The sequence below is a fragment of the Betaproteobacteria bacterium genome, assembly GCA_016194905.1.
Classification (GTDB): Bacteria; Pseudomonadota; Gammaproteobacteria; order Burkholderiales; family JACQAP01; genus JACQAP01.
The window spans coordinates 97,894-114,414 of the sequence record JACQAP010000016.1 but is presented as its reverse complement, the minus strand read 5'-3'; the positions used below and the strand labels follow the sequence as shown (position 1 = coordinate 114,414).

Below are 16,521 nucleotides of genomic sequence, written 5' to 3'. Positions count from 1 at the left end.
TCATGGCTTCACTCGATCCTATCTTGCAATAATTCGGGCTCGTGCCCAGGCAACTGCTCGGATTCACGCAAAGCAGGAGGCGGCGACCAGGCTTCGTGACGATTTAAACCAGGACACAATCGATCTGCCGCTTCCCCGTCCCCAAGCCCCAACTACGCTTGAGAACAAACACAACTTACACCAACAAAACGAACATACAAGGCACGAAGACACGAAGAAACCCACACCGTTTGATGCAAGCATGGCTGTGACAACCAAAGTGGCCGGACGCTTGATTGCCGGACTCTCGATTCTTTCCAGATCTTACTCTTCGTGTCTTCGTGCCTTCGTGGTGAACCTTTCAGTTGCCGTGGAGGCAAACGACTCGTCGTACGACTGACAGTGTCTGTCAAACCAAGTCCGGATATCCACACATGACAGGCCCGCACAACAGCGGGTGAACGGGAGGCAGTATATGAGAAGAACGATCCGCTTGACCGCCGCGCAGACGCTGGTGCGTTACCTCGCGGAATTGCGCACCGATATCGAAGGCAATCAGACCCTGTTCGGAGGCGTGTTCGCGATCTTCGGACACGGCAACGTGGCGGGCATCGGCGAAGCGCTGTATCAGTATCGCGACCGGTTGCCGACTTATCGCGCGCACAACGAACAGGCGATGGCGCTCGCCGCGATCGCCTACGCAAAAGCGAACATGCGCCGGCGCATGATGGCCTGCACCACGTCGATCGGGCCGGGCGCGACCAACATGGTGACCGCGGCGGCGGTCGCGCACGTGAACCGCCTGCCGGTGCTGCTGCTGCCCGGCGACATCTTCGTCTCGCGCGCGCCGGATCCGGTACTGCAGCAGGTGGAGGATTTCCACGACGGCGGCATTTCGGCAAACGATTGCTTCAGGCCGGTCTCGCGCTATTTCGACCGCATCGTCCATCCGGCCCAGTTGCTGACCGCGCTGCCCCGGGCGATCCATGTGCTCACCGATCCCGCAATGTGCGGCCCGGTCACGCTGGCGATGCCGCAGGACGTGCAGACCATGGCTTACGACTGGCCGGAGGATTTTTTCTCGCCGAAGAGGATCACGCTGCGCGCGGTCCCGCCTGCCCCTGCACCGCTGCAAGAAGCCGCAGCCGCGCTGAAGAACGCCACACGTCCGCTGATCGTCGCAGGCGGCGGCGCGCTTTACGGCGAGGCGACGGACATGCTGCGCGGTTTCGCCGACGGCCATGGCGTGCCGGTGGCGGAAACCCAGGCCGGCAAGGGTGCGTTGCCATGGGACCATCCGCTGCAGCTCGGATCGATCGGCGTCACCGGCTCCACCGCAGCCAACGCGCTCGCGCGCGAAGCCGACCTGGTGCTGGCGATCGGCACGCGGCTGCAGGACTTCACCACCGGATCGCATTCGCTGTTCACCCAGGCGAAGTTGATCAACCTCAACGTCAACGGGCTGGATGCGATCAAGCTGCGGGGACTGGCCTTGCAGGCCGACACCAGGTCGGGACTGCAGGCGCTCGACACCGCGCTGGCCGGCTGGAAGGCGGATGCCGCGTGGAGCGCGAAGGCGACGAAGCTCGCCGCGGAGTGGCGCGCGAAAGTCGATGCGATCACCGGTCGCCGCGATGCGAAGCTGCCCTACGAGGGCGAAGTCATCGGCGCCGTGCAGCGCTCCGCCGAAGATTCAGCCGCGCGCGACATCGTGGTCTGCGCCGCGGGGGGATTACCCGGCGAACTGCACAAGCTCTGGCGCACCTCGGTGCCCGGCGGCTATCACGTCGAGTACGGCTACTCGTGCATGGGTTACGAGATCGCCGGCGGGCTCGGCGTGAAACTGGCCCGCCCGATGCGCGAAGTCATCGTCATCGTCGGCGACGGCAGCTATCTGATGATGAATTCCGAGATCGCCACTTCGGTGATGCTCGGCCTCAAGCTGGTGATCGTGCTGCTCGACAATCGCGGTTACGGCTGCATCCACCGGCTGCAGCAGGCCTGCGGCGGCGCGCCTTTCAATAACCTGTTCGACGACGGCATGCGTACCGCGGACGGCGCACCGCGCGTCGACTTCGTCGCCCATGCCGCGTCGCTCGGTGCAGCGGCGGAGAAAGTCGACGGCATCGCCGGACTCGAAGCCGCGCTGAAACGCGCGCGCGCAAGCAAGCGCACGTCGGTGGTCTGCATCGAGACCGATCCGAACCGCTCGACGACCGAAGGCGGCTGGTGGTGGGAAGTCGCCGTGCCGGAAATCTCGCAGCGAGAGGAGGTCGCCGCGGCGCGCAAGGCTTACGAACAGGGCAAGCAAGAGCAGAAGGCCTGAGCATGAAAGCCTTCGACGTGAAAATCGGAATCAACCCGATCTCGTGGGCCAACGACGACCTGCCGGAACTGGGCGGCGACACGCCGCTGGAAATCATCCTGTCCGAGGGCAGCGAGATCGGCTATCGCGGCTTCGAACTCGGCAACAAGTTTCCGAGGGAACCGGAAGCCCTGCGCAAGGTGTTGGCGCAATACCGCGTGGAACTGGTGTCGGGCTGGTATTCCGGCGAACTGGCACGCCGCTCCGTCGAGCAGGAGATCCAGGCCGTCGGCCCGCATCTGCAATTGCTGGCGAAGAACGCCGCGAACGTGATGGTCTACGGCGAAGTCGCCGATTCGATCCAGGGCAGACAGGCGGTTCCGCTATCGCGGCGCCCGCAGTTCGCCGGCGACGCGCAATGGCGCGAGTATGCGAAAAAGCTCGACGCTTTCGCCCGTTACACGTTGTCGCAAGGTGTTCGCCTCGCCTATCACCACCACATGGGTGCCTACGTCGAAACCGTCGAGGACGTCGACCGCCTCATGTCGCTGACCAGTCCCGATGTCGGCCTGCTGTTCGACAGCGGCCACATCACCTTCGCCGGCGGCGACGCGGTCGACACGTTGAAACGACACATCGCGCGGGTCTGCCACGTTCACTGCAAGGACGTGCGCCCCGGCGTGGCGCGCGCGGCGCGCAGGCAGGACTGGAGCTTCCTGGATTCCGTCTTGAAAGGCGTGTTCACCGTTCCCGGCGACGGTCATATCGATTTCAAGTCGCTGTTGAAGCTGCTGCACGACCACGGCTATCGCGGCTGGCTGGTGGTCGAAGCCGAGCAGGATCCGGCGCGCGCGCCGAGCTATCAGTACGCGCAGATGGGTTTCCGCCACCTGTCCGAACTCAAGCGTGCGCTGGAGCGCTGAAAAAAAACGGCCACCGCTTTTGCGGTGGCCGCCTGATGCCGAAGCTCGCGATTACTTGGCGATGCAGGTCGCCGCGGTTTCCGGCTCGCACACATCCAGGCCGGTGTAGATCGGATCGGCGACTTTCTTCTTCTCCTTGAGGTCCTTCAGGATGCTCATCGCCTTGTAGCCCATGTCGAACGGGCGCTGGCCGACCTGGCCATGGCTGTACCCGGCCTTCATCAAGTCCATCTGCACCGGCAGCGTATCGGCCACCACGAGGATGGTCTTCTTGCTCTTGATGCGGTCCATGTTCTTTTCCACCGCCTGCCGGTAGGCCTGCGGCACGAACTGCGGGAATCCGCCGGTCGGCACGAAAGCCGTGAGGTCGGGATACTTGGCCAGGATTTCGCCGAGCTGCTTCACCGACAGCGGGAAATCGTCGTTGGTGTACAGCGGGCAGCCATCCACTTCCTTCCAGCCGTTCTGTCCGGTCAGGCGGTCTCCGGGCGGCGGCGTGTTGCTGACTTTTCCGACGATGGTGTCGCGGATGCCTTTCATGCGCTCGTTATGGTTCGCCGCCGCGGGGCCACCGGACTGGATGCAAATGGTGCCGCCCTTGGGCTTGAGCTTCATCGCGATCTTCGCCAGGTTCACGCCGATGTCGTAATTCTTGGTGCCGACATAGGCGGCGCGCAGTCCCTTGTCCTTGTCCAGCAGGTCGGAGTCCCAGGTAATCACCGGGATGCCGGCCGTTTTGGCGCGCTCCAGCGCCTTGGCCATCGCCGGCGCGTTGGAAGGCGCCACCGCGATGCCGTCGACCTTCTTGGTGATCAGATCCTGCACGACCTGGACCTGCTCTTCGCCGCCGCCGTGCTCGCCCGGGCCGATGTACATGCACTCGACCTTGCCGGCCATTTCCTTCTCGGCCTTCTTGCAGCCGTCGCGCGCCTGGTCGAAGAACGGGTTGTTCATGTTTTTCGGAACCAGCGCGAACACCAGCTTGCCATCCGCCGCACCGGCGAGACCCGGCAGGCCGAACAGCCCCGCCATTGCCGCCACAATCAACGTCTTTTTCATCAGTTCCTCCTCATGTCGTTATCGGCCCGGGCTATCACCCCGAGCGCATCCCACGTAATTTACTCAACAACACAGCAAACACAATGAACAGACCTACGAACGTACCTTCCCAGTTTGCATCCACACCGGCCAGAAGCAAACTGTTCCGGATCACTTCGATCAGGGCCGCACCGATGAATGCGCCGTAAGCACCTCCGGCCCCGCCCATCAGATCCGCGCCGCCGATCACCGACGACGCTATCACGCGCAATTCGTAACCCGTGCCCATGGCGTTGATCGCCGCGCCCTGCCAGCCGACCAGCAAAACCGCCGAGATTCCCGCCATCAGCGCGGAGAGCATGTACACCGACAGCTTCATGCGGTTCACCGGCACCCCGGTCAGCCGCGCGGCATTCTCGTTGCCGCCAAGCGCGAACACCCAGCGCCCCCATGTCGTGTAGCGGAACACGATCATGAACACGACGATCAGCACGATCAGCAGGATGAACGGATTGGCGAAGCCGTAAATCGTGCCGCCGCCGAGCTCGAAGAACAGTTTCTCGTCCGGACCGAACTCGTAAATCATGTGGTTCTCTGACAGCACCTGGGCCAGGCTGCGCGCGATGCCGAACATGCCCAGCGTGACGATGAAGGACGACAGCCGCACGTAGGCGATCAGGATGCCGTTGACCAGGCCGCAAAACAGCGCGGTCAGCAGGCCGGCAACGATCCCGGCCAACAAGGAATGTCCGGCATTGAGTACCAGTCCGGTCACGATGCCCGACAGTCCGACGATGGAGCCGACCGAAAGATCGATGCCGCCGGTGATGATGACGGCGGTCATGCCCATCGCGATGATGCCTATGAACGCGAAGTTGCGCGTGACATTGAAGAAGTTGTCCTCGGTGAAGAAGACGTCCGACACCTGCGACATCACCAGGCAGATCAGCGCGAGCGCGATCGTCACCCAGAAGGGCTGGCTGCCGACCATCTGCCGCAGCGGGCCCTTCTCCCTCTTTTGCGCGATTTCTTCCAGCGCGACACTCATCGGCGTCCTCGGCGTCAGGCAGTTTCGATGGCACCGGTGATCAGGCCGGTGACTTCCTCCGGGGAAGTCTGCTTGATCGGCTTGTCGGCGACGACTTTGCCACGGCGCATCACCGAGACGTGGTCGCATACCGCGAACACGTCCGGCATGCGATGGCTGATCAGGATGACGGCGACGTTCTGGTCGCGCAGCCGTCGTATCAGATCCAGCACCTCGGCGACCTGGCGCACGCTGATCGCCGCGGTCGGCTCGTCCATCAACACGATGTCCGGATTCGACAGCCGCGTGCGTGCGATCGCCACGGCCTGGCGCTGGCCGCCGGACATTTGTTTGACCAGGTCGCGCGGGCGCGTCTCCGATTTCAGCTCGGCGAAGTGGCGCGCGGCTTCGCGGAACATGGCCGCATAGTGGATGAAGCTGAACGGGCCGATCTTGCGCTTGGCCTCGCGGCCGAGGAAAACGTTCTCCGCCGCAGTGAGGTTGTCGCACAGCGCGAGGTCCTGGTAAACGACCTCTATGCCTTTCCTGCGCGCGTCGACCGGGTTGTGAAATTCGACTTTCGCGCCCTTCAGCCAGATCTCCCCGCTCGAAGGCAGGAAGTTGCCGGCCATGATCTTGATGAGCGTGGATTTGCCGGCGCCGTTGTCGCCCATCAGACCGAGCACCTCGCCGGCGTCGATCTTCAGATCGACTTCGGTCAGCGCCTGGATGGCGCCGAAATTCTTGGAAATCCCACGCAGCTCGAACAGGCGCACGGTTCTCCTCTCAGGCGGGCCGGACGATGCCTTTTTTCAGGATCAGATTGCCGTAGAGCCGGCGCTCGCCCGTGGCGACCACCGCGAAACAATTCCTTACCCGCTCGTAGAACGCAAAGCGCTCGATGCCTTCGAGTTTCGCAATCTTCGGTTCGTGTTTGCGCAATAGCGAACGGAACTCGTCGAAGATCGGCATCTGGCCGTTCGGATTATCCACCACCTGCATGTGGAAGGCGGCGCACGGGACGAACTCGTCCAGCGGCATGAGGGAGAGCACCGCGGCTGCCACGGCCGTCACCTGCGAACCATCGGCGCGGATCACCGGCCGCCCGCTCGACACTGCGGGATAGTTGGCATCGACGATCGCCAGTTCGTCGCCATGCCCCATCGCCCGCAGCGTGGACAGCAATTCCGGCGACAACAGCGGATCGATGTTCTTCAGCATCGCAGCAGTTCCTCCAGATTTTTTGTTCTGAGTGCGCCGGCTAGCATCGCCCAGTTGCCCGCCCCGGAGCAAGCGCATTTTCAGGTTGCGCTGCAAAAAAACCGGCACGGGGACGCACAACCTTGCGTGCTAACATCCTCCGGCATTGGCTCACGGAGGGGACGCATGGAGCTGGATCGCAAAACCCTGGGCCGCTCGAGACTGAAACTCTCAGTACTCGGATTCGGCGGCACCGGCCTTGGCAACATGTATGTTGCCATGTCCGAGCGAAGCGTGATCGATACCCTGTCCGCGGCATACGCCGCCGGGATGCGCTACTACGACACCGCGCCATTGTACGGACACGGCCTGTCCGAACTGCGGTTGGGCGGCGGCCTGCGCATGTTCGCGGATACTGGCGTCATCGTGTCCTCCAAGGTGGGCTGGCGCCTGCGGCCGGCATTCGGCAAGCCGACCGGGGCCGGCTTGTTCCGCGACATCGTCGCCTTTGCGCGCTTCAGCGACTACAGCTACGACGGCGCCATGCGCTCGTTCGAGGACAGCCTGAACCGCCTCGGCACGGACCGCCTCGACATCCTGCTGATCCACGACGTCGATCGCCGCAACCAGGGCGAACGGTTTCCGGAAGTGTTCAGGGAGGCAATGGCGGGCGCCTACAAGGCCGTGCTGTCACTGCGCGAACAGGGCGTGGTCAAGGCGATCGGCTGCGGACTGAACGAATGGGAGGCGTGCCAGGCGTTCGCCGAGGCCGGCGACTTCGATTGCTTCCTGCTGGCGGGCCGCTATACGCTGCTCGAACAGGAATCGCTGAAATCCTTTTTGCCGCTGTGCGAGAAGCGCGGCATCGGCATCGTTCTCGGCGGGCCTTACAACTCCGGCATCCTCGCCAGCGGAGCGGTGAAAAACGCCTGGTTCAATTACGCGCCCGCGCCGGCGGACGTGCTGACGAAAGTCGCCGCGATCGAAAAAATCTGCGCGGCTCACGGCGTGGCGCTGAAGGCCGCCGCCCTGCAGTTCCCGCTGCATCATTCCTGCGTCGCCAGCGTCATTCCCGGCACCAGCAACGCAGCCGAACTGAACGAGAACCTGCGCATGCTGCGCACCCCGGTTCCCGCGGAACTCTGGCGCGAACTGAAATCGGCGGGCTTGATGGACGCGCAGGCGCCGACACCGTGATCGAATAGAAGCCGTGATCGATGCCCATCATCACCTGTGGAAACTGTCCCGCGCCGACTACGGCTGGATCGGCGACGGCAGCAATCCCGCCGTGACACCGATCGAGCGGGACTACCTGGTCGAGGACTACCGCGCGCTCGCCGCCGCAAACGGCATCGCCGGCAGTGTTGTCGTGCAAGCAGCGCAGACCGTGACTGAGACGCGCTGGCTGCTCGGCCAGGCGCGCGCCAGCGGCGGATTGATCAAGGGTGTGGTCGGCTGGATCGACATGGCGGCGGCGAACGCGCCCGACGTATTGCACGATCTGGCGCAGGATCCGCTCCTGCGCAGCATCCGTCCGATGCTGCAGGAAATCGCCGACGTCGAGTGGGTGTTGCAGCCGAAGCTCGCACCGGCGTTGCGTATCGTCATCGAGCAAGACCTGTCGTTCGATCTGTTGGTGCGGCCGCCGCATCTCAAGGCCGTGCTCGCGCTGCTCTTGCGTCATCCGGATCTGCGTGCCATCGTCGATCATGGGGCCAAACCGGATATCGCCGGCGGAATGTGGCAACCCTGGGCCGACGAAATGCGCCGCATCGCGCGCGAAACCCAGGCGTACTGCAAGCTTTCCGGTCTCGTGACCGAAGCCCGCCCGGGATGGAAGCCCGACGACCTGCGTCGCTATGCTGAACACCTGGTCGAATGTTTCGGCGTGGAGCGCATCGTATGGGGCAGCGACTGGCCGGTCATGCTGGTCAACGCGGATTACCCCGGCTGGCTGGCGGCGGCGAAGCAATTCATCGCTTCGCACTCCGCCGCCGATCAAATGGCGGTCATGAACGACAACGCGATTCGCTTCTATCGACTGCCGATGAGGCCAGCATGAAAACAAAGTCGGTCATCAGCATCTCTGCGGGAGCGTTGCACCTCGACATCGCGCCCGGGATCGGCGGCTCCATTGCGCGCTTCTACAGCAAGGAGAAAAATCAGACCGTCGAGTGGATGCGGCCCGCCAGCCCCGAGGGACTCGCCGAGGGCAATCCGCAGATGATGGCGAGCTTTCCGCTGGTGCCGTTCAGCGGCCGCGTGCGCGACGGGCGCTTCGTTTTCGCCGGACGCCACATCTCGCTGCCGCGCAACTTCGGCAGCTCGCCGCACGCCATCCACGGCAACGCCTGGAAGCTTCCCTGGAGGATCACCGGCCACGATGCCGCTTCCGCGAGCATCGTGCTGGAGCATGAACGCGGAGACTGGCCGTTCGCCTATCGTGCCGAGCAGCACTTCGCGCTGACGCCGCGCAGCCTCGCGGTGGAACTCCTCGTCAGCAATACGGACACGCTGGCGATGCCGCTGGGTATCGGCCAGCACCCCTACTTTCCCTACACCCCTGGCATGACGTTGCACGCGGAGGTTTCGCAGATGTGGGAAGTGGATAACGACATGCCGGTCCGGCTCACCCGCAACGAGACGGTCGAGTCGCTTGCGCGCGAACTGAAAATGGCGTCGGTGACGCTCGACAACAACTTCATCGGCTGGAAGCACGTGGCCACGATGCGCTGGCCGGAGACGGGACGGCGCCTGCGCATGACCGCCGAATCGCCGTTGTCCTACCTGGTGGTTTTCACCCCGCCCTCGCGCGAGTTCCTGTGCGTCGAACCGGTCAGCAATACGGTGGACTGGCTCAACCTCGGGCATCTCGGCTCCGCGCAGATTGGCGGTATGGTGCTATCGCCTGGCGCAACATTCACGGGCCGTTGCCGCTTCGAACCCGACTTCGGCGCCTAGCCGTGGAATTGCCGTGTCGGCAATCCGGTGCAGCCGGGTTCGACCTCGAACAACGATCCGGCCAGCGGTTCGGAGGCAAGTTGCTCTTTGCTCAGACCGATCGAGGCGGACGTCACGAACAGACGGTCGAGCTTATCGCCTGCGAATACGCAACTGGTTATCTGGGATGCCGGCAAGTAAATGGACCGATCGAAGCTGCCGTCGGGTCGGAAGCGGCTGACACGCGAGCCGCCCCAGTGCGCGACCCACAAATGATCTTCCGCATCGGTGGTCATGCCGTCGGGGTAGCCATGGCCGGTCTCGAACTGCAGAAACAACCGCTTGTTCGAGATCGCGCCCTCGACACTCACATCGAAAACATAAATGCGCCGAAGCGCGCTGTCGGTGTGGAACATCCGGCTGCTGTCGACGTTGAATGCCGGGCCGTTGGTGACGCGATAACCGCTGTCGATTGTCTGCCAGCGCAAATCCGCAGCAAGCCGGTAGAGGCTCCCCGATGCCGCGACTTCTTCGTCGTCCATGGAGCCGGCCCAGATCCTGCCCTGCAGGTCGGCCTTGGCATCGTTCAGGCGATTGCCGGGATGGCCGGCATCCGGATTGCCGATCGGCGTGATAGTTACCGGATCGAGCGTGAGGAACGCGAAGCCCGACTTGAACCCGGCGACGAAGCCCGGCCGATCGCTGCGCTCGACGACCCAACCGATGCGCTCCGGCATCGGCCAGCTTTTTTTCGACTCGTCCGCCAGTGCAAGGCGATGCAGAAGCTGGCCCTTGATGTCGACCCAGTACACCGCCTTATCGCGAGCCGACCACATCGGCCCTTCGCCGAGCAGCGCACCAGCAGGCCAGATACAACGGGGTCTCGTTTCGGTCACGGCGTTGACCTTAACATCAGGGGCTAGGGAATAGGGGTTAGCGGCTAGTGGTGGAGCTTCGCGCCTTTTTGCTTCTCTCTAGTCTCTAGCCACTAGTCCCTAGCCCCTATCTTACGTCCACCCCGCATCGACCACGAAGTTCTGCGACGTAATCATCTTCGCGTCGTCCGACGCGAGGAACAGCACCATGTTGGCGAGGTCTTCGGGCTGCAGCCGGCCTTTCAGGCATTGCAATTGGTCCAACTGTTTCTCGCCTTCCGGCGTCACCCACATCTTGAGCTGGCGCTCGGTCATGACCCAGCCGGGAGAGACGGTATTTGCGCGGATGTTGAACGGTCCGAGGTCACGCGCCAGTCCGCGTGTCAGGCCGTGGATGGCAGCCTTGCTGGTCGTATAGGCCGGCATGCCGCCGGTCGCCGTCATCCAGGAGATCGAACCGAAATTGATGATCGAGCCGCCGCCCAGGTGCTTCATCTGATCGACGACGGCTTGCGACGCAAAGAACTGATGGCGCAGGTTGACCGCAATGCGCTCGTCCCAGAATTCGACCGTCACGCTCTCGATCGAGTGGCGATCGTCGTGAGCGGCATTGTTGACCAGGATGCCGATGTCGCCGAACTCTGACCGCACCGTTCTAATTGTCGTGCGCAGTTGCTCGATGTCGCGGACATCGCAGCGGATAAATCGCGGCGCCGGTCCGGTGCCTTTGAGTTTCTGAACGAGCGCGCTACTTGCCGTCTCGTCGATATCGACGAAGCCCACCTTCGCACCCTGGCGCACGAAACCTTCCACGATCGATGCACCGATTCCGGAGCCTCCCCCGGTGATGAAAACGACCTTGTCCTTGAGGCTGGGATAAATGGCGAGATTATCTTTCATGACTTTTCTATCGTATTTATATATGGAAGGACTAGTAAAGGGTCAGTATATCGAGGGAAAAGAATGAAATAGCGACGAATCTTCTAACGCGGTACTTTTTGAATTTCTTCATGGACCAAATCGCGCACAATTTGTTTGACGTCTAGACGTCTTTAGCTATAGGATGACTAAATTACACTATATAGAAACCAGGTCAGCACAATGAAACGCCGCCCGGGGGAAGTTAGGGACGCAATAGTGGAGGTGCTATCCGCCCGCGCTGGCGGAGCGTCGCTTAGCGATATTCAAGTGGGTGTTTCGGAAAGACTTGGTCCCGTCTCCTCTTCGTCTATTAGGTCTTATCTGCAACTGAATACTCCTCGATTGTTCACGAGAATGGATCGCGCGCAGTACTCGCTCAATCTTTATGACGACCAGCGCTCGGAAAAAAAAGAAATCAAGGCATTAAAAAAAACACTGAGCACGTTCGAATACGAAAAAACGATCATGATTCATTCCGATTGTTGCGATTGGCTGTCTTCATGCAACAGGAACAGCATTCACGCCGTTGTTACAGATCCCCCATATGGGTTAGTTGAATACTCCTCGGAACAGCAAGAAAAGCTACGAAACGGAAAGGGTGGAATTTGGCGGATTCCTCCGTCGTTTGACGGCAATAAGCGTTCGCCGTTGCCAAGATTTACCGTGTTAACCGCGACTGACCTAAAAGCTCTTGATGATTTTTTCTTCAAGTGGGCGCGGCTTCTGTCCCCAGCACTAGTACCGGGCGCAAATGTTGTCGTTGCCAGCAATCCTCTCTTATCTCACGTTGTTTCCAATTCTTTGGCGCGTGCAGGCCTGGAGCGCCGCGGAGAAATCGTCCGCCTAGTCATGACAATGCGGGGGGGCGATCGTCCTAAGGCTGCTCACGAAGAATTTCCTGAGATAAGTGTAATGCCTCGATCAATGTGGGAACCATGGCTCGTCTTTCGAAAACCACTCGAAGGCCGCGCGCAAGACAATTTAAGGAAATGGGGAACGGGCGGTTTTCGCAGACCATCCACGGATAGGCCTTTCGGAGATGTGATCTCCTCCTCACCAACGAGAACAAGCGAGAGAGCCTTAGCTTCGCATCCCAGCCTAAAACCACAAGCATTCTTGCGCCAGTTAGTTAGGGGAGTCCTTCCTATGGGAAAAGGAATTATCCTAGATCCATTTGCAGGGTCAGGGTCGACTCTGGCCGCAGCATCAGTATTTGGATATCAATGCATTGGGATCGAGAAAGACCCGCACTATTTTGAACTTGGTCGCAAAGCCATTCCCAATTTGGCAAAACTGAGAGTGTCGAGCGACTAGGGACCGCGCTGGTTCCGTCTCGTTGTCCACCTGATAAACGAATACACACATCAACATGCCTGAAAGAACTCCAGACGTAATTACGGACTGTATGTCCCAGTCAAATTGCCGCCCTTCGACCCTGCTGCAATTAGACAGTGTAGACAAACCACGAATGACACATCTTCACTTCACCGAGATCAACCACGCAATAATATCGTCCTTCTCCTGCGTGCTGCACTCGCGCCCGATCACCATCTCGCAGTTCGGCTTCAGGAACTCCTCGACATGCTCGAAGTTGGTCAGACGCCTGGGATTCGCGGACGGCGCGAGCGGCGGGATCTTGCGCAGCTTGGCGTCCTTGGGATGGGGATGCTCGGAATCGTTGATGACGTGGCACTGGCGGCACAGCACCTTGGACTTGTGCGCGATGATCTCGTCACGCGGATCAGCCATGTGGCAGGAAGCGCAGTTGATCGCACCGACAACCGGCAGCACCCGCTTCTGAAGATACAGTTCGTGGCCGTGCTCTGCGGAAAAACCGGCGAAGGCCGGATCTTCCTGTTGCGCCAGCTCGGCGTAACGTTCCAGGATCTGGTCAGGCGTGTCGGCGAGCAAAGGTGCCGAACACAGAGAAAGTGCGACGACTGCCGCGAACCGCTTCATCTTGCCCCTCCCCCGAGAGATTGAGAAGCCTTCTTTTCGGCCATTATGCGGCTGGGCCGAGCGAGTAGCTAGGGGCTAGTGGCTCTAGTGGCTCTAGTGGCTCTAGTGGCTAGAAAGTCTAGCCGCAGTGCATGATCGCTACTCAGTCCTCAGTGCTGCCTTCCCCCTCTTTTCCTCTCCTTCTTCGTTGCTCCGCAGCTTGACGCTGGCATGAGCACGGCGCTTAAATGCCGTCCATGTCGAGGCACATCATCCAAATCGGCATCCGCAAGCTGCGCATCTGGCCGGAGAAGCAGGCCCTGCTTGCGCTCGACGAACCCACCGTCAAGGTCACCCGCTTCGAAGACGCGGAGTATTACCATCCCGGCCTCAAGCGGCGCGTGCTGGAACTACTGCAGGATTCCAAATTTCGCGACTTCTATTTCCACGGCGGCTGCGGCACGAAGATACGCCGCGTCGCCGATTGGGCGCGGCCGGAAGCGGAGTTGATTCAAGAACGCGCCGTCGCGCTGTTCAGGCAGGTGTATCCGAACGACAACGCGGTGATCGACGATAGTTGGGCAAGCGTGTACGAAAAAGGCGACTACTGCATGCCACACAGCCATCATCGGTCGGTGGCAAGCGTGCTCTATGTGCTCGACCTGGGCGACCAGGATCCGGCCGACAATACAGGCGGTAAGTTCTGCTTCGCCGATCCGCGCATCGCGGCTTGCTGCCAGGTCGAACCGGGGCGCATGACGCAGTTGCTGGTGCCGACGCTGCACGAGGGAACGATGATGCTGTTTCCGAGCGAGTGGGTGCATCTGGTGACGCCTTACGCCGGCATCCGGCCGCGCATCACAATTTCCTGGAACATCCACACGCGAGTTCTCGCGGGAAAGCCGCAGGATTCGTTCAAGTAAGGCCGTGCAAGGAAAGGGTACGAGCTGGAAGAATCCAGCCGCAACGCGCGGTTACGACTCAGTACCCCTCAAGGGGGTATTGAAAAGAATCCTCAGCGCTTAGTGCCGCTTCATTTTCTTCCACACAATCGCATCCAGCGACAGCTTGCCCGATCCATGCAGCAGCACGACCAGGATCAGCACGCCCCAGTAGACGTGTTGCGCAAGCGCGGGCAAAGAACCTTTTTACCTCAGTCCTGCCTTTCTTATTGCGGCCACTTCCTGTGCAGTTCCGCTACTTGCTCGGGCGACAGGATTTTGAGCCGGCTGCCCCTCAGCAGCAGGTACAGCCTGGCGGTTTCTTCCAGTTCCTCGGTCGCATAGACGGCGCTTTCGAGATCCTTGCCGGCCACGATGGGGCCGTGATTGGCAAGCAAAATCGCGTGGTGTTTCCCCGCCACTTCCTTCACCGCATTGGCCAGCGTCATGTCGCCCGGTGCGTAGTAAGGCAGCAGCACCAGGTTGCCGATCTTCATGACGTAGTAAGCAGTGATCGGCGGGATGGGCTGCTTCGGATCGACGTCAGCGAGACAGGATACGGCGACCGAATGGGTTGAATGCAGATGCACGATCGCGCCTGCCGTCGGACGCTGCCCGTACACGGAAAGATGCAGGAAGGATTCCTTGGTCTGCTTCGCGCCGGATAGCAGGTTTCCCTTGTCGTCCACCTTCGACAGCATTGCCGGATCGAGCCGGCCCAGGCTGGAATTGGTCGGCGTCATCAGCCAGCCGTCGTCGAGGCGCACGCTGATGTTGCCGGAGCTGCCGACCGTGAGCCCGCGGTCGAACATCGACTTGCCGAAGAGGCAGATCTCTTCCCTGAGTTTCGATTCGTTCATAGATAAGAACTGGATAAGTTAAATCTCACCACGAAGGCACGAAGAGCACGAAGTGACACAAAGAGAAACAAAAACTCCATTTCACATAACCGATATTGTGAACATCGTTTCGGTCTTTTCTTTCCTCGCATCTCTTCGTGAGCCTTCGTGTTCTTCGTGACTTCGTGGTGCGCATTTGATCGGCTGGATTGCCGTCAGAACTACATTGGTTGAAGCTTGAAAGCCTTGGTGAAGAAATCCTGGGCGCCGAAGTTGCCGGACTTGAGCGCCAGCGCCAGCGACGGTTCGCCGATCGAGAACGTCCACGGCACGCCCGGATCGATTTCCGGCCCGATGACCAGCCCTTCGACGCCGAGCGCGCCGACTACCGCACCGGAAGTTTCACCGCCGGCGACCAACAACCTGCGCGTGCCGTTGGCAACCAGTCCCTTCGCGATCTTGCCGAACGTTTCCTCCACCATCGAGCCGGCATGTTCGCGGCCGAGTTTATCCTGCACGGCTTTCACCTGCTCCGGGGTGGCGGTGGAGTAAATCAGGATCGGTTTTTCCGAGAGCCGCTTCGATGCCCAGTCGGTCGCCTCCCGCGCGACGTCGCGCCCGGAGGCGATCGCCATCGGTTCCAGTTCGTAGGCTTCGTGATCTTTTTTCATCAGTGCGACCTGGCCTTGCGTGGCGACCGAGCACGAGCCCGCAATCACGACTGTCGGGCCGGTCACTTTCGGCAGCGTCGCACGCTGACCGCTTTTCATCAGGCCCTGACGGATGAAATTGGCCGGCAGGCCCATCGCCATGCCGGAGCCGCCGGTAACCAGTCTTATGTCCGCGCAGGCTTCGCCGAGCGTCATCAGGTGATCATCGGTGATGGAGTCGAGCACGGCGTGGCGGATGCCCTGCTTGCGCAGATCGTCGAACGCGCTGCGAATCGCCGCCGCGCCTTTGACAACGGTCGAGTACTGCACCAGCCCGACCTTGTGTCTGGTCTGCCGCTGCAGAACGCGCACCAGGGACGGATCGGTCATCGGAGTCAGCGGATGGTGGCGCATGCCGGATTCGGACAGCAACTCGTCACCGACGAAAAGATAGCCTTTGTACACCGTGCGCTTGTTGGTCGGGAAAGACGGGTTGAACACCGTAAAGTCGGCGCCGATCGCATCCAGTATCGCTTCGGCCACCGGGCCGATATTGCCCTTGTCGGTGGAATCGAAAGTCGAGCAATACTTGAAGTAGAGCTGCCTCGCGCCCTGCTGTCGCAACCAGTCCAGGGCGGCGAGCGACATCGTGACCGCCTCGGCGGCGGGATTGCTGCGCGACTTGAGCGCGACAATGATGCAATCGGCCTCGGGTACTTTCAGGCCCTTGCGTGGCACGCCGAGCAACTGGACGGTGCGCATGCCGGCCTTGACGAGCGTGTTGGCCAGATCGGTAGCGCCAGTGAAATCGTCGGCGACGCAGCCGAGCAGAATGCTCATGCCATCGCTCCCGGCTGAATAAAATCGGTCACGAAATCTCCTCCCATCAGGCTGGTTGGTTGTTTGGGCATAATGGTACCGAAAGCCGGGCCCGAAAGCCCGCTG

16 protein-coding genes are annotated in these 16,521 nt (G+C 61.1%); 7 read left to right on the top strand and 9 right to left on the bottom strand.

Going from position 1 to position 16,521, the window contains the following annotated elements; all coding sequences use genetic code 11:
* The first annotated feature begins 454 nt into the window (after window positions 1-454).
* Window positions 455-2,305, top strand: coding sequence for a 3D-(3,5/4)-trihydroxycyclohexane-1,2-dione acylhydrolase (decyclizing) (gene iolD, locus HY067_10335; GenBank protein MBI3528355.1), 1,851 nt, complete (start codon window positions 455-457; stop codon window positions 2,303-2,305).
* Between the two features lie 2 nt (window positions 2,306-2,307).
* On the top strand, window positions 2,308-3,207 hold the full coding sequence (gene iolE / locus HY067_10330; protein ID MBI3528354.1) for a myo-inosose-2 dehydratase: 900 nt from the start codon (window positions 2,308-2,310) through the stop codon (window positions 3,205-3,207).
* A 51-nt stretch (window positions 3,208-3,258) separates the two neighbouring features.
* On the opposite strand, the gene HY067_10325 is transcribed toward iolE, so the two are convergent.
* Genes HY067_10325 through HY067_10310 form a run of 4 tightly spaced genes read right to left on the bottom strand, consistent with a single transcriptional unit; the run spans window position 3,259 to window position 6,493 of the window.
* Complete coding sequence (locus tag HY067_10325) at window positions 3,259-4,266, bottom strand: sugar-binding protein (protein ID MBI3528353.1); 1,008 nt, start codon at window positions 4,264-4,266, stop codon at window positions 3,259-3,261.
* A gap of 34 nt (window positions 4,267-4,300) precedes the next feature.
* Complete coding sequence (locus HY067_10320) at window positions 4,301-5,293, bottom strand: ABC transporter permease (protein MBI3528352.1); 993 nt, start codon at window positions 5,291-5,293, stop codon at window positions 4,301-4,303.
* A 14-nt stretch (window positions 5,294-5,307) separates the two neighbouring features.
* Window positions 5,308-6,048: a sugar ABC transporter ATP-binding protein gene (locus tag HY067_10315; GenBank protein MBI3528351.1), complete on the bottom strand. Its 741-nt coding sequence runs from the start codon at window positions 6,046-6,048 to the stop codon at window positions 5,308-5,310.
* 10 nt (window positions 6,049-6,058) lie between these two features.
* Window positions 6,059-6,493, bottom strand: a complete 435-nt coding sequence (locus tag HY067_10310) for a ribose ABC transporter (protein ID MBI3528350.1) — start codon at window positions 6,491-6,493, stop codon at window positions 6,059-6,061.
* A 165-nt stretch (window positions 6,494-6,658) separates the two neighbouring features.
* Between HY067_10310 and HY067_10305 the strand changes: the two genes are divergently transcribed.
* The 3 genes from HY067_10305 to HY067_10295 are packed head-to-tail and all read left to right on the top strand — an operon-like array spanning window position 6,659 to window position 9,433.
* Window positions 6,659-7,669 (top strand): aldo/keto reductase, encoded by a 1,011-nt coding sequence (locus HY067_10305; GenBank protein MBI3528349.1) that lies wholly within the window; start codon window positions 6,659-6,661, stop codon window positions 7,667-7,669.
* A gap of 13 nt (window positions 7,670-7,682) precedes the next feature.
* Complete coding sequence (locus tag HY067_10300; GenBank protein MBI3528348.1) at window positions 7,683-8,534, top strand: amidohydrolase family protein; 852 nt, start codon at window positions 7,683-7,685, stop codon at window positions 8,532-8,534.
* Window positions 8,531-9,433 (top strand): aldose 1-epimerase, encoded by a 903-nt coding sequence (locus HY067_10295; GenBank protein MBI3528347.1) that lies wholly within the window; start codon window positions 8,531-8,533, stop codon window positions 9,431-9,433. The genes HY067_10300 and HY067_10295 overlap by 4 nt, the downstream gene beginning before the upstream one ends.
* Here HY067_10295 and HY067_10290 read toward each other — a convergent pair.
* Entirely contained in the window at window positions 9,430-10,248 is an 819-nt protein-coding gene (locus HY067_10290; protein MBI3528346.1) for an SMP-30/gluconolactonase/LRE family protein, read from the bottom strand. The two genes, HY067_10295 and HY067_10290, sit on opposite strands and share 4 nt — an antisense overlap.
* Window positions 10,249-10,419: 171 nt before the next feature.
* Window positions 10,420-11,187: an SDR family oxidoreductase gene (locus tag HY067_10285; protein ID MBI3528345.1), complete on the bottom strand. Its 768-nt coding sequence runs from the start codon at window positions 11,185-11,187 to the stop codon at window positions 10,420-10,422.
* A 201-nt stretch (window positions 11,188-11,388) separates the two neighbouring features.
* On the opposite strand from HY067_10285, the gene HY067_10280 reads away from it, so the two are divergent.
* Window positions 11,389-12,522, top strand: coding sequence for a site-specific DNA-methyltransferase (locus tag HY067_10280; GenBank protein ID MBI3528344.1), 1,134 nt, complete (start codon window positions 11,389-11,391; stop codon window positions 12,520-12,522).
* A 165-nt stretch (window positions 12,523-12,687) separates the two neighbouring features.
* On the opposite strand, the gene HY067_10275 is transcribed toward HY067_10280, so the two are convergent.
* Window positions 12,688-13,167 carry a DUF1924 domain-containing protein gene (locus HY067_10275; protein ID MBI3528343.1) on the bottom strand — a complete coding sequence of 160 codons (480 nt, stop codon included), beginning with the start codon at window positions 13,165-13,167 and terminating at the stop codon, window positions 12,688-12,690.
* 236 nt (window positions 13,168-13,403) lie between these two features.
* On the opposite strand from HY067_10275, the gene HY067_10270 reads away from it, so the two are divergent.
* Complete coding sequence (locus tag HY067_10270; protein ID MBI3528342.1) at window positions 13,404-14,069, top strand: hypothetical protein; 666 nt, start codon at window positions 13,404-13,406, stop codon at window positions 14,067-14,069.
* Window positions 14,070-14,314: 245 nt separating this feature from the next.
* On the opposite strand, the gene HY067_10265 is transcribed toward HY067_10270, so the two are convergent.
* Together HY067_10265 and HY067_10260 are read right to left on the bottom strand one after the other, a co-directional pair.
* Window positions 14,315-14,947 (bottom strand): aldolase, encoded by a 633-nt coding sequence (locus HY067_10265; protein MBI3528341.1) that lies wholly within the window; start codon window positions 14,945-14,947, stop codon window positions 14,315-14,317.
* A gap of 200 nt (window positions 14,948-15,147) precedes the next feature.
* A complete protein-coding gene (locus HY067_10260; GenBank protein ID MBI3528340.1) occupies window positions 15,148-16,416 on the bottom strand; it encodes a four-carbon acid sugar kinase family protein in 1,269 nt (422 codons plus the stop codon).
* Between the last annotated feature and the right edge of the window lie 105 nt (window positions 16,417-16,521).

Excerpts from the sequence above, each read along its gene's own strand:
- HY067_10320 (MBI3528352.1), bottom strand. The coding sequence starts at position 5,293 with ATGAGTGTCGCGCTGGAAGAAATCGCGCAAAAGAGGGAGAAGGGCCCG.
- HY067_10265 (MBI3528341.1), bottom strand. The coding sequence starts at position 14,947 with ATGAACGAATCGAAACTCAGGGAAGAGATCTGCCTCTTCGGCAAGTCG.
- HY067_10270 (MBI3528342.1), top strand. The coding sequence starts at position 13,404 with ATGTCGAGGCACATCATCCAAATCGGCATCCGCAAGCTGCGCATCTGG.
- HY067_10295 (MBI3528347.1), top strand. The coding sequence starts at position 8,531 with ATGAAAACAAAGTCGGTCATCAGCATCTCTGCGGGAGCGTTGCACCTC.
- HY067_10290 (MBI3528346.1), bottom strand. The coding sequence starts at position 10,248 with ATGTGGTCGGCTCGCGATAAGGCGGTGTACTGGGTCGACATCAAGGGC.
- HY067_10305 (MBI3528349.1), top strand. The coding sequence starts at position 6,659 with ATGGAGCTGGATCGCAAAACCCTGGGCCGCTCGAGACTGAAACTCTCA.
- HY067_10285 (MBI3528345.1), bottom strand. The coding sequence starts at position 11,187 with ATGAAAGATAATCTCGCCATTTATCCCAGCCTCAAGGACAAGGTCGTT.
- HY067_10275 (MBI3528343.1), bottom strand. The coding sequence starts at position 13,167 with ATGAAGCGGTTCGCGGCAGTCGTCGCACTTTCTCTGTGTTCGGCACCT.
- iolE (MBI3528354.1), top strand. The coding sequence starts at position 2,308 with ATGAAAGCCTTCGACGTGAAAATCGGAATCAACCCGATCTCGTGGGCC.
- iolD (MBI3528355.1), top strand. The coding sequence starts at position 455 with ATGAGAAGAACGATCCGCTTGACCGCCGCGCAGACGCTGGTGCGTTAC.
- HY067_10260 (MBI3528340.1), bottom strand. The coding sequence starts at position 16,416 with ATGAGCATTCTGCTCGGCTGCGTCGCCGACGATTTCACTGGCGCTACC.
- HY067_10310 (MBI3528350.1), bottom strand. The coding sequence starts at position 6,493 with ATGCTGAAGAACATCGATCCGCTGTTGTCGCCGGAATTGCTGTCCACG.
- HY067_10280 (MBI3528344.1), top strand. The coding sequence starts at position 11,389 with ATGAAACGCCGCCCGGGGGAAGTTAGGGACGCAATAGTGGAGGTGCTA.
- HY067_10325 (MBI3528353.1), bottom strand. The coding sequence starts at position 4,266 with ATGAAAAAGACGTTGATTGTGGCGGCAATGGCGGGGCTGTTCGGCCTG.